The sequence below is a fragment of the Klebsiella pneumoniae complex sp. WS1778 genome (assembly GCF_049472055.1).
GTDB classification, from domain to species: domain Bacteria; phylum Pseudomonadota; class Gammaproteobacteria; order Enterobacterales; family Enterobacteriaceae; genus Klebsiella; species Klebsiella quasipneumoniae.
This window is the reverse complement of the sequence record NZ_JBKGTJ010000008.1, coordinates 90108-101826: the sequence shown is the minus strand read 5'-3', so window position 1 is coordinate 101826 and position 11719 is coordinate 90108. Positions and strand designations below refer to the sequence as shown.

Annotated in this window: 10 protein-coding genes and 1 riboswitch; of the genes, 2 read left to right on the top strand and 8 right to left on the bottom strand. The window is 56.5% G+C overall.

Features of this window, described 5'->3' with window-relative positions; all coding sequences use genetic code 11:
• Positions 1 to 437: 437 nt before the first annotated feature.
• A complete protein-coding gene (gene murI, locus ACLEXF_RS23640; RefSeq protein WP_004203695.1) occupies positions 438 to 1289 on the bottom strand; it encodes a glutamate racemase in 852 nt (283 codons plus the stop codon).
• Entirely contained in the window at positions 1234 to 3072 is a 1839-nt protein-coding gene (gene btuB / locus ACLEXF_RS23635) for a TonB-dependent vitamin B12 receptor BtuB (protein WP_180242345.1), read from the bottom strand. Before btuB ends, murI begins: the two co-directional genes overlap by 56 nt.
• A 65-nt stretch (positions 3073 to 3137) precedes the next feature.
• Positions 3138 to 3324, bottom strand: a riboswitch (cobalamin riboswitch).
• Positions 3325 to 3438: 114 nt separating this feature from the next.
• Here btuB and trmA point away from each other — a divergent pair.
• Positions 3439 to 4539 carry a tRNA (uridine(54)-C5)-methyltransferase TrmA gene (trmA, locus tag ACLEXF_RS23630; protein WP_004203692.1) on the top strand — a complete coding sequence of 367 codons (1101 nt, stop codon included), beginning with the start codon at positions 3439 to 3441 and terminating at the stop codon, positions 4537 to 4539.
• A gap of 50 nt (positions 4540 to 4589) precedes the next feature.
• Here the strand turns inward: trmA and ACLEXF_RS23625 are convergent, their stop codons facing one another.
• Both ACLEXF_RS23625 and fabR read right to left on the bottom strand, forming a co-directional pair.
• Positions 4590 to 4949, bottom strand: coding sequence for a YijD family membrane protein (locus ACLEXF_RS23625; protein ID WP_064183861.1), 360 nt, complete (start codon positions 4947 to 4949; stop codon positions 4590 to 4592).
• A 15-nt stretch (positions 4950 to 4964) separates the two neighbouring features.
• Positions 4965 to 5600: an HTH-type transcriptional repressor FabR gene (fabR, locus tag ACLEXF_RS23620; RefSeq protein WP_004151856.1), complete on the bottom strand. Its 636-nt coding sequence runs from the start codon at positions 5598 to 5600 to the stop codon at positions 4965 to 4967.
• A 196-nt stretch (positions 5601 to 5796) separates the two neighbouring features.
• Here fabR and sthA point away from each other — a divergent pair, with 196 nt between their 5' ends.
• Complete coding sequence (gene sthA, locus ACLEXF_RS23615) at positions 5797 to 7197, top strand: Si-specific NAD(P)(+) transhydrogenase (protein WP_002883016.1); 1401 nt, start codon at positions 5797 to 5799, stop codon at positions 7195 to 7197.
• On the opposite strand, the gene oxyR is transcribed toward sthA, so the two are convergent.
• The 4 genes from oxyR to argC all read right to left on the bottom strand — a co-directional run bounded on the left by oxyR (position 7180) and on the right by argC (position 11617).
• The gene (gene oxyR / locus ACLEXF_RS23610; protein WP_002883015.1) at positions 7180 to 8097 is read right to left on the bottom strand and encodes a DNA-binding transcriptional regulator OxyR; all 918 of its coding nucleotides are present in this window, start codon (positions 8095 to 8097) and stop codon (positions 7180 to 7182) included. The two genes, sthA and oxyR, sit on opposite strands and share 18 nt — an antisense overlap.
• Positions 8098 to 8355: 258 nt before the next feature.
• Positions 8356 to 9729, bottom strand: a complete 1374-nt coding sequence (gene argH, locus ACLEXF_RS23605; protein ID WP_017899811.1) for an argininosuccinate lyase — start codon at positions 9727 to 9729, stop codon at positions 8356 to 8358.
• A 100-nt stretch (positions 9730 to 9829) separates the two neighbouring features.
• Positions 9830 to 10606, bottom strand: a complete 777-nt coding sequence (gene argB, locus ACLEXF_RS23600) for an acetylglutamate kinase (RefSeq protein ID WP_087771191.1) — start codon at positions 10604 to 10606, stop codon at positions 9830 to 9832.
• Between the two features lie 6 nt (positions 10607 to 10612).
• Positions 10613 to 11617, bottom strand: coding sequence for an N-acetyl-gamma-glutamyl-phosphate reductase (gene argC / locus ACLEXF_RS23595; RefSeq protein ID WP_004203689.1), 1005 nt, complete (start codon positions 11615 to 11617; stop codon positions 10613 to 10615).
• Positions 11618 to 11719 lie beyond the last annotated feature (102 nt).

The following is an 11719-nucleotide window of genomic DNA, read 5'->3' as shown; positions in this document are numbered from 1 at the left end:
CGCCAGCGTTCAATCTGAGCCATGATCAAACTCTTCAATTTAAGTTTGATGCTCAAAGAATTAAACTTCGTAATGAATTACGTGTTCACTCTTGAGACTTGGTATTCATTTATTGTCCGAAGACATTAAGAATCCATGTCACTTTGAGTGCCCACACAGATTGTCTGATAAATTGTTAAAGAGCAGTTGCAACGCGGCTTTCAGCTCACCGTTGCGAGGTCCCGTATAATACGTTTTCCTCATTCAGAGTCAAGCCCTTATTTTGCTTTTCTCTGTCGGTTTTCAGCGCTGAACTTCATCGCCGAAACCCTGCTGACCCGGCGGCTCGCTTGCCGTTGTTCCGTGTCAGTGGAGGCGCATTATAGGGAGTTCTGAGACGTTGACAAGCCCTGTTTTCAAAAAATTATTCAACCGTCTCTTTTTTGTGCAAAACGCCGTTAAAGCGGTAATTTTTCCAGCGTCGAGAAGCCATAGCGATGCAAAACGGGTAAAAGTTGTTCCGTTTCTGCCGTCAACGCCATGCAGAATGCTTTATTCTCGTCGCTGGACTTCGCATCCGGCGCTTCATGCTCTAACAGCCAGGCGGTGCGACGGGCAATCGCCGCGCCGGAATCAATCAGCCGCGTGCCTTCCGGCAGAACGCACTGCAGCTCCTCCTGTAAAAGAGGAAAATGGGTGCAGCCCAGCACCACCGTATCCGGCGGCTCCTGCATCCGCAGCCACGGGCGCAGGATACGGCGCAGCTCTTCTAACGGCACAGGCTCGCCGTGCAGCTTCGCTTCCGCCAGCTCCACCAGCTCCGCCGACCCCAGCATCTCAATCCGACATTCATTGGCAAAGCGGTCGATCAGCTCACGGGTATAAGGACGCTTTACGGTACCGCGCGTCGCCAGCAGACCAACAATGCCGTTCGCCGTTAAGCGGGCGGCGGGCTTGATCGCCGGCACCACGCCAACAACGGGGAAGGCGAACTTTTCACGCAGGGCAGGCAGGGAGACGGTACTGGCGGTATTGCAGGCGATCACCGCCAGCGCCAGGGGATAACGCTGCTGGACAGCGGTGACGATTTCCACAACGCGCTCAACGATAAACTCCTCGCTCTTCTCGCCATAGGGGAAGGCAACGTTATCGAAAGCATAGATGTAATGCAGATTCGGCAGCAGCTGCCGAATCTCATTATAAACCGACAACCCACCGACGCCGGAATCAAACACCAGCACGGTGGGACGTGGATCAGAAGGTGTAGCTGCCAGACAAGGTGTATTCCCGTCCTGCAGATTGGTAGCCATAAACTGTCTCGTAATCTTTATCGAACAGGTTGGCTATTTTACCACGAACTGTCAGGTGTGAGGTGACGGGATACGATAAACCGACATCCCAGAGGCTCAACCCACCCATATTGACGGTACGCGAATTGTCGTAATCATAATCGTAGCGCTTGCCGATGTAGTGATACGTCACATCCCACCCCAGATCGTAGACCTGGCCGTTCAGCTCGTATTTCACCTGCTGCTTCGCCCGGCGATAGAGGATCTTGTTAGTTTCATCATCGCGAGGGTCAACATACTGCAGCGTCAGATGGTGCTCCACCGGCCCTGTGGTGACATTTCCCGTCCACTCCAGCCCCTTGATCGTCGCCGACTTGACGTTGTAATAGGCGTTGTTGTCGTAATCGATGAGGTTTTGAATCTCATAGCGATACGCGGAGAGACGCCAGTCGACCGGCCCCGTTAACCCTTCAAGGCCCGCTTCCCACTGCTTCGACTCCTCTGGCTTCAGGTTCGGGTTAGAGGCGATGCCAAAGCGTTCTGCGCCGTACTGCTGCCCGAGGGAGGGGGCGAGGAATCCTGTGCCGTACGAGAGCGTTGTCCGATAACCGTCGATAAATTCCCAGCCTGCCGCCGTCTGCCAGGTACCGTGCCAGCCAAACTGCTCGTCATGATCCTCACGGCCGGAAGCTTCCAGCGTCACGCTGTCAATCTGCTGCTGGCCCGTCAGATAAAGACCGGTGGTATCGCGCTTATACACGTCGGTACTGGTCGTTCCGCTGGATTTCAGCTTCTCCTGTTTCCAGTCTACGCCGCCGCTCACCGCGCCATGGCCCACCACAACATTATTTCCCCACTGGATATAGCGCTGTTCCATATCATCCAGGGTGGTGCCCGCGGCATAGCGGCCAGCGTCGCTGCTGTAGTTGTAATCTTTAATACGCTGATAGTTCGCAATCAGCTGGGAGGAGTAAATTCCGGAGTGGTAGTGCAGACCGGTATCCCAGGATTGGGTATAGGACTGATCTTCATCGTTTCCACCTGCGTAGCCCCAGTTACCCTGGTCATAGTCAGCATTGGCGGAATAACCATAGCCGCGGAAGAATCCCGAGAAGTTATCATCGAACTGATGCTGTACCCCGCCCCACAGCATTTTATTGCGGTAGCCGTCGCGATCGCTGTCGCCGCTATAAGAGGAGTTCGGCTGGACGTTAAACCCTTTGGTGGTCTGATAGGCGCCGGCAGCGGTAACCAGCGTATCGCCAAACCGCTTGTTGAAGGCGCCATCATAGGACTGATAGCCGTTCGTTCCCGCGCCGGCGTTGATCTGCGAACGCTCAGCGTCGGTCATGGTGATAATGTTCACCACCCCGCCGATCGCTCCGGAGCCGTACACCGCGGAGCGCGGGCCGCGGATATATTCCACCCGCTGGACTAAAGAGATAGGGATCTGACTGATATCCACGCCGTTGGAGATCCCCGGACGCGCCATCGGCACACCATCGATCAGCACCAGCACGTGGCGAGCCTCCGTCCCCCGAACATACAGCGAAGCGCTCTGCCCCATGCCGCCATTGCGGGCAATATCGACCCCGGGAAGACGACGCATGACATCGTTTAAATCTTTGGACTGCCAGCGATCGATGTCATCACGCGTCACTATATCGGTCGGCGCCAGCACGGTATTGACCGGCTGTTGAAAACGGTTTGCTGTCACCACCAACGTATCTGAATTGCTATCCTGCGCCCAGCCGGAAAATGCCGTGACGGATAAGGCCGTCATCAGCGAAGATTTTTTAATCATTGTAAAAGCATCCGAAACAGAAAAAGGATGCCGCAGGTTTTATCAGTTGCTCGCGACGATAAAACCCAGTGCGACGTATTCCGGCAGGTCTTCGGGCTTGGAGGCTGTTTCAAGAAATAATGACTTCCCACGGCTAACCGCAGTGTCTGCACCGAGTGCGCTTATTTCTCACCTTCCTTACCGCTGCGCGTCAGCCCCAGATTTCCACTGGGTTCCCTTTTAACTCACAGGACCGGTAGGCGAATGCTACAATCAGAATCATATAGATGTCCAGACTGCTAATTATATTTCCCGCGGCATTCGAGGCTGGACATCCCCGGCGCTTTCCCTACAATCCCCGCGTACTTATTTTATTCAGGATACATCATGACCCCCGAACACCTTCCTACCGAACAATACGAAGCGCAGCTGGCAGAAAAAGTCGTCCGTTTGCAAACCATGATGGCGCCTTTTGCCGCGCCGGTTCCGGAAGTGTTTCGTTCGCCGGTCAGCCACTACCGTATGCGCGCCGAGTTCCGTCTGTGGCACGATGGCGACGACCTGTACCATATAATTTTCGATCAGCAGACCCGGTCGCGGATTCGCGTTGACAGCTTCCCGGCCGCCAGCGCGCTCATCAATCAGCTGATGACCGCCATGCTGGAGGGCGTACGCAACAATCCCGTGCTGCGCCATAAGCTGTTCCAGATTGACTATCTGACCACCCTCAGCAATCAGGCGGTCGTCTCGCTGCTGTATCATAAAAAGCTGGACGATGCCTGGCGTGAGCAAGCGGAGGCGCTGCGTGACGCCCTGCGAGCCCAGGGGCTCAATGTGCATCTCATTGGTCGGGCGACCAAAACTAAAATCGAGCTCGATCAGGATTATATAGATGAACGTCTGCCGGTTGGCGGTCGGGAGATGATCTACCGTCAGGTGGAAAACAGCTTTACCCAACCGAACGCGGCAATGAACATTCAAATGCTGGAGTGGGCGCTGGATGTCACCAAAGGAGCGACCGGCGACCTGCTGGAATTGTACTGCGGCAACGGTAACTTCTCGCTGGCGCTGGCGCGTAATTTCGATCGCGTCCTGGCCACCGAAATCGCCAAACCGTCGGTGGCGGCGGCGCAGTACAACATAGCCGCCAACCATATCGACAACGTGCAGATTATCCGCATGGCGGCGGAAGAGTTTACTCAGGCGATGAACGGCGTGCGTGAGTTTAACCGGCTGCAGGGTATCGATCTGCAAAGCTATCAGTGCGAGACCATTTTCGTTGATCCGCCGCGTAGCGGGCTGGACAGTGAAACGGAAAAGATGGTGCAGGCCTATCCGCGTATTCTGTACATTTCGTGCAACCCGGAAACGCTGTGCCGCAATCTGGAAACGCTAAGCCAGACGCATAATGTTACCCGGCTGGCGCTGTTCGACCAGTTCCCGTATACCCATCACATGGAATGCGGCGTGCTGTTGACCCGGAAATAGGCCAAAAAAAACCGGCAACGTCATATTGCCGGTTTTTTATCACTGGCGGCTTATTCGGCTGCCGTATTTTTGCGGTTACGCATCTTGTAGCCGATCCAGAAGACCATCACGACGGACAGAACGGCCGGGAAGAAGTTAGAGCCGATATCCGGGTACTCCGCACGCACGACGGTGCTGTACAACAGCACCCCGAGAATAAAAAAGGCGGCGGCGAGGCCCGGTAGCCCGACGGGCATACTGCGATTCTGATAGCGCTGATGCAGACAGTAGACCGTCAGCAGCAGGGATAAGATGGGGAAGACGGAAAACGGAACTATCGAACTGAACAGCGCCGCAAAGGCGCCATTAATAGATAACCCGGCAATCAGCGCCAGCAGCAGCGTACCTTTATCTTGAACTGAGTGTTTCATTGCTCGTCCTTCACGTTATTCGGAATGATGTGACATTTTTTCTTGTTCACGGCGATACCAGTAATACGCGCCTTTAGAGATCATTCTGAGCTGCAGTACCAACCGTTCTTCCAGCTGTCGGCGCTGTTCAGGGCCGACATCCAGCGCTTCCGCGCCAGCGCTAAAAACGATGGTGACCATAGCTTCAGCCTGCGCTTCGGTAAAGGCGCGCGGCATATGGTTTTCGAGTTCTAAATAGTCGGCGAGTTCCGCAATAAAGTGCTGGATCTCGCGTGCGACGGCGGCGCGAAACGCCGCAGAAGTTCCCGAGCGCTCGCGCAGCAGCAGGCGGAAGGCGTTCGGGTTGTTACCGATAAACTCCATAAAGGTCGAGACCGAGGTGCGGATCACGCTGCCGCCTTTGGCAATCCGCTGGCGCGCCTGGCGCATCAGCTGGCGCAGCATCAGTCCGCTCTCATCGACCATCGTCAGGCCTAACTCATCGACATCGCGAAAATGACGATAAAAGGACGTCGGCGCGATCCCTGCTTCCCGCGCCACTTCACGCAAACTCAGGCTGGCGAAACTCCGCTCAGCGCTAAGTTGGCTGAATGCCGCTTCCACCAGCGAACGGCGGGTTTTTTCTTTTTGTTGTGCTCTTACGCCCATCACGATGTATGAATCCTTCCAATAGCCCTGCTGGCACTATACCAGAGATTAAAACTAATCGGTTTGCCCTGGATTGTGAATGATTGTTTACGAGCCGTTTCTGCTTTTATGCCGCAAAAAAGCACAACGATAATTGGGTTAAAGCGCAGCGAATGTTATCATCGTGTTTATTTTATGTATAAAACAGGTGAGTAATGCCATGTCACACTCTTGGGATTATGATGCAATAGTGATTGGTTCCGGTCCTGGCGGCGAAGGCGCCGCCATGGGACTGGTGAAACAGGGAGCACGCGTTGCCGTCATCGAGCGCTACCATAATGTCGGCGGCGGTTGCACCCACTGGGGCACCATCCCGTCGAAAGCCCTCCGCCATGCCGTCAGCCGTATTATCGAGTTTAACCAAAACCCCCTCTACAGCGACCACTCCCGCCTTCTTCGCTCTTCTTTCGCCGACATCCTTAACCATGCCGACAGCGTCATCAACCAGCAGACTCATATGCGCCAGGGATTCTATGAGCGCAACCACTGTGAAATTCTGCAGGGCAATGCCCACTTCGTTGATGAGCATACTCTGGCGCTGGAGTGTCATGACGGCACGGTTGAGACGGTGACCGCGGAGAAATTCGTTATCGCCTGCGGATCTCGCCCCTACCATCCGGCGGATGTCGATTTCCACCACCCGCGCATCTATGACAGCGATTCGATTCTCAGCCTGCAGCATGAGCCGCGCCATGTGATCATTTACGGCGCCGGGGTAATCGGTTGTGAATATGCGTCGATCTTCCGCGGCATGGAGGTGAAGGTCGATCTGATCAACACCCGCGATCGTCTGCTGGCCTTCCTCGATCAGGAGATGTCAGATTCGCTCTCTTATCACTTCTGGAACAGCGGCGTGGTCATTCGCCACAACGAGGAGTATGAGAAAATTGAGGGGGTGGATGACGGGGTGATCATGCACCTGAAGTCCGGCAAAAAACTGAAAGCCGATTGCCTGCTGTACGCCAACGGCCGCACCGGCAATACCGACACTCTGGCGCTGGAAAATATCGGTCTGCAGACCGACAGCCGCGGTCAGCTGAAGGTCAACAGCATGTATCAGACCGCCCTTCCGCACATCTATGCGGTTGGGGATGTCATCGGCTATCCGAGCCTCGCCTCCGCGGCGTACGATCAGGGACGCATTGCCGCCCAGGCGCTGGTGAAAGGCGAAGCCTCAGCGCATCTGATTGAAGATATCCCGACCGGGATCTACACCATTCCGGAAATCAGCTCCGTCGGGAAAACCGAGCAGCAGCTGACGGCGATGAAAGTGCCGTATGAGGTGGGTCGCGCTCAGTTTAAACACCTGGCGCGGGCGCAAATCGTTGGCATGAGCGTGGGAACCCTGAAGATCCTGTTCCATCGGGAGACCAAGGAGATCCTCGGCATTCACTGCTTTGGCGAACGCGCAGCCGAAATCATTCACATCGGCCAGGCGATCATGGAGCAGAAAGGTGGTGGTAACACCATTGAGTACTTCGTCAACACCACCTTTAACTACCCGACCATGGCGGAAGCGTACCGGGTTGCCGCGCTGAACGGCTTAAACCGCCTGTTTTAACGCCTTGTCGAAATGGCCATCCATCGTGCCGCGGATGGCCTCCGCCAGATGTTCGTAGCGGCTGCGCAGCGGTGAGCCCGGACGGTAAACCAGACCGATGGTGCGTCTTGGCTCTGGCTTAATGCACGGCAGGTAGACCACGCCATCGCGTTTTCTTTCCTGCGGCACCGCCAGCGCAGGCAGCAGGGTAATACCGCTGCCTGCCGCTACCATATTGCGCAGCGTTTCCAGGCTGGTCGCGCGGAAGTGGGTATCCTCATCCGCCCCCGCTTCAAAGCAGAAGCCCATCGCCTGATCGCGCAGGCAGTGCCCATCCTCCAGCATCAGCAGCTTTTCACCGGCCAGATCCGACATCGGCACCCGATCGCGGTTTGCCCACGGATGATCCTCATAGATAGCCAGCATCATCGGCTCATCGAACAGCGGCACCTCGATAAAGGCCTCGCTCTCTTTGACCAGCGCCAGGATGGCGCAGTCGAGCTTACCGCTGTCGAGCTGAGCCAGCAGCTGATGGGTCTGCGCTTCGTGCAGATACATTTCCAGCTTCGGGAAGGTCTGATGCAGCATCGGAATGATGTGCGGCAGCAGGTACGGGCCAATTGTCGGGATCAGGCCGATATGCAGCGGCCCGGACATGGTTTCCCCTTGTTGGCTTGCCATCTCCTTGAGCACTTTTACTTCGCGTAACACGGTACGCGCCTGATCCACCAGCAACAGCCCCGCCTGGGTAAACAGAACCTTACGGCTGGTGCGCTCCAGCAGCATGACGCCAAGCTCATCCTCCAGCTTGCGGATCTGTCCGCTGAGCGTCGGTTGGCTCACATGGCATGAGTCAGCCGCCCGCCGGAAGTGGCGGTGTTCGGCGAGCGCTACCAGGTATTCAAGATCGCGAATATTCATTATTCATCCTCCATCGCCACGATAGTCCATGGCGATAGATAGCATAGCAACGAACGATTATCCCTATCAAGTTTTCTGTTCAATAATACACCCATAAAGACGGTGAACCTCTGAAAACCACTGGCCCGTCACACTGTTTCTCTACCCGAACAACTAAAGCCAACGTGAACTTTTGCGGACCTTGCGTCCGCTTTTTTTTTGCATAAAAAACCCGGCGTCGCTGGGCTCGGCCGGGTCAGGGGGGCAGATATCTAAGGATTAGCTCAGACGGGCCTTCGCCTCGCCGATAGCCTGCGCCACCTGCTGCGGCGAGACGCCGCCTTTTGCCGCGCGTTTATCCAGGCAGGACTGCAGCGACAGGATCGGATAAACATCGTCCACAATCACCGGGCTGAATTTCTGCAGATCGGCCAGGGCCAGCGCTTCCAGCGGTTTCCCTTGCGCAATGGCTTCCACCACCGCTTCACCGACAATATGGTGCGCCTCGCGGAACGGTACGCCTTTCGCCACCAGATAATCCGCCAGCTCCGTGGCGTTGGCATAGCCCTGCTGCGCCGCTTCCGCACAGCGCGGACGTTTTACCTGGATGCCATCCAGCACCAGGGTCGCCATATGCAGGCAGTCGAGCCAGGTATCCAGGGCGTCGAAAAGCCCCTCTTTATCTTCCTGCATATCTTTGTTGTAGGCCAGCGGCAGCCCTTTCAGGGTCATCATCATGCCGGTCAGCGCGCCCTGCACGCGACCGCATTTGCCACGGATAAGCTCCAGGGCGTCCGGGTTTTTCTTCTGCGGCATCAGCGAGGAGCCTGAGGTTACGCGGTCGGAAAGCTCGACGAAATTCGCCTCGCCGGAGTTAAAGAAAATCAGATCTTCCGCAAAGCGCGACAGATGCACCATGCCGATAGAGGCATCGGAAAGCAGCTCCAGAACATGGTCACGGTCGGACACGCTGTCGAGGCTGTTTCGGGTGGCGGAGGCAAAGCCCAGCCACCCGGCCAGCTGCTCGCGGTCGATCTCATACGCCGTTCCCGCCAGCGCGCCGCAGCCCAGCGGGCTAACGTCGAGGCGCTTCAGCGCGTCCTGCAGGCGGCTTTCGTCGCGCGCCAGCATTTCGACATAGGCCAGACACCAGTGCGCGAACGTCACCGGTTGGGCGCGCTGCAGGTGGGTGTACCCCGGCATCACCGCGTCCTGGTTCTGCTGGGCCGTCTCCACCAGCGCGCTCTGCAGCTGGCGGTTCGCCGACAGCAATTCGACAACGGTATCTTTGCACCACAGTTTAAGATCGGTAGCGACCTGGTCGTTACGGCTGCGGCCGGTATGCAGTTTCTTGCCCAACTGGCCCACTTTGTCGATCAGTTTGCCTTCCACCCAGCTGTGAATATCTTCGGCATCGCTGGCGAGGATTTGCTGCGGATTGGCGCGCACCTCTTCCAGTAGCACATTCAGCGCTTCTTCCAGCTGCTGCTGTTCAGCGGCACTCAGAACGCCGACCGTTACCAGCGCTTTCGACCAGGCGACAGAGCCAACGATATCCTGCTCCGCCAGACGATAGTCGAAGCGCAACGAGTCATTGAACTGTTTAAACCGTTGATCTGCTGCCTGTGTAAAACGCCCGCCCCAAAGTGCCATAACATGCTTCCTTTATTCGTTAGTTCCGCCGGTGGCGTTGTGCCTCCCCGGCCTACGGTCTTGTAAGCCCGGCAGACAACGCGCCGCCGGGCATGAAATCTTAAGCCAGAATACGTGTGCCGATAGGCGTGCCGTTAAACAACGCCGGCAGCTGCTCGGCGTGACGCCAGGAGGCGATGTCCACCGGACGGCCCAGAGCGCGCGCGGCGTCGAGGGCCGCATTCACTTTGACAATCATGCCGTCGGTGATAATCCCCTGCTCGATCAGTTGCTCCGCTTTCTCGGCGGTCATCTCGGCAATGCGCTGCCCTTTACCGTCGAGGATACCGCTGACGTCAGACAGCAGAATCAGATCCGCCCCCAGGGTAGCCGCCAGCGCCGTCGCCGCCTGGTCAGCATTGACGTTCATCAGCTGGCCCTCATCGGTCACGCCGATAGAGCTCACCACCGGCAGGTAACCGCCCGCCAGCAGGGTGTTGATCAGCGTCGGAGAGCCCGGCTGCGCCAGCCCGACATGGCCCAGCTCAGCATCCAGCTGCGTCACCTTCACGCTACCGCCATCGCCGAGGAACAGGCCGACAGAGGCCAGACCGTGCTTTTTCGCCCACGCCAGCAGCGTCTTGTTAGCGGTTCCCGCCAGCGCGCCGGTGATGATGTCGATTTGCTCAGCCGGCGTCACCCGCAGACCATTTTTCTTCTGCACCGGCAGATTGAGCTGCTTCATCAGCTCATCCACCACGCAGCCGCCGCCGTGGACGATAATCAGCGGACGCTGGTGCGCTTCACGGTAATTGACCAGCGCGGTAAACAGACGCTCCAGCGCTTCTTCGCTATCGAGTAATACGCCGCCGAGTTTGATAATTAATGGGTTCATCATCACACCTTAAATAAGAGACTGCGTCTCAGCGAAGCCGAAACGAATATTCGCGCACTGCACCGCCTGCGCTGCGGCGCCTTTCAGCAGATTATCTTCTGCCGCGACGACGATGAGATGATCGTCCTGCACGGCAAAACCGATATCACAGAATGGCAGACCTTCGACGCTTTTCACTGCGGGCACGCCTTTATCATATAAACGTACCAGCGGTTTATCGGCGTAAGCCTGCTGGTAAACCGCCGCGATCTGCGCATGGCCAACGCCCGGCTTCAGGCGGCAGGTAATGGTTTCCAGAATACCGCGTTTAAAATTACCCAGGTGCGGGGTAAAAATCACTTTCGCTCCGAGGTGGCTGGCAATCTCCGGCTGATGACGATGGTTAAATATGCCGTACGGCTGCAGGCTGACTTCACAGAAGCTGTTGCCGATCGCGGCTTTGCGTCCCGCGCCGCTCACCCCGCTGGTGGCGTTGATCACTGGCCACTGGTTGAGATCCAGCAGACCGGCATCGATCAGCGGCTTCAGCGACAGCTGCGCCGCCGTTGGGTAGCAGCCAGGCACCGCGATTAACTGCGCTTCTTTAAGCGCATCCGCGCTCCACTCCGCCAGACCATACACCGCCTGTTTGAGCAGGTCGGGATGCTGATGAGTGAAACCATAATATTTTTCGTAGAACGCCCCATCGTTAACGCGGAAGGCACCGGAGAGATCGAACACCACGCAGCCGGCGGCAAGGAACTGCGGCGCCAGATCGTGACTCACTTCGTGCGCGGTGGCGAGAAACACCACGTCCACGCCAGCGCTGAATTCGCTGATATCGGACATCGGCTGCAGCGGCATATCGACAATGCCTTTGAGCTGCGGATGCAGGTCGGAAATTAATTTTCCCGCATCATTGCTTTGCGCGGAGACCGTCAAAGCGGTTATGTTCATATGCGGATGACGATTGATATAGGTCACCAGCTCTGCGCCGGCATAACCACTGGCACCCACAATCAGCGTATTTAACATTGGAAGCGCATCTCCTTACATTCGATGGGTTTTCTTACGCTCAACGATATTGTATTTTTATTCACAATAAATGCATGAATATTGATACTATCACGACCCAAG

What these genes read in the sequence shown, in the direction of transcription:
- murI (WP_004203695.1), bottom strand. Translation starts at nt 1,289, where the DNA reads ATGGCTACCAATCTGCAGGACGGGAATACACCTTGTCTGGCAGCTACA.
- btuB (WP_180242345.1), bottom strand. Translation starts at nt 3,072, where the DNA reads ATGATTAAAAAATCTTCGCTGATGACGGCCTTATCCGTCACGGCATTT.
- trmA (WP_004203692.1), top strand. Translation starts at nt 3,439, where the DNA reads ATGACCCCCGAACACCTTCCTACCGAACAATACGAAGCGCAGCTGGCA.
- ACLEXF_RS23625 (WP_064183861.1), bottom strand. Translation starts at nt 4,949, where the DNA reads ATGAAACACTCAGTTCAAGATAAAGGTACGCTGCTGCTGGCGCTGATT.
- sthA (WP_002883016.1), top strand. Translation starts at nt 5,797, where the DNA reads ATGTCACACTCTTGGGATTATGATGCAATAGTGATTGGTTCCGGTCCT.
- oxyR (WP_002883015.1), bottom strand. Translation starts at nt 8,097, where the DNA reads ATGAATATTCGCGATCTTGAATACCTGGTAGCGCTCGCCGAACACCGC.
- argH (WP_017899811.1), bottom strand. Translation starts at nt 9,729, where the DNA reads ATGGCACTTTGGGGCGGGCGTTTTACACAGGCAGCAGATCAACGGTTT.
- argB (WP_087771191.1), bottom strand. Translation starts at nt 10,606, where the DNA reads ATGATGAACCCATTAATTATCAAACTCGGCGGCGTATTACTCGATAGC.
- argC (WP_004203689.1), bottom strand. Translation starts at nt 11,617, where the DNA reads ATGTTAAATACGCTGATTGTGGGTGCCAGTGGTTATGCCGGCGCAGAG.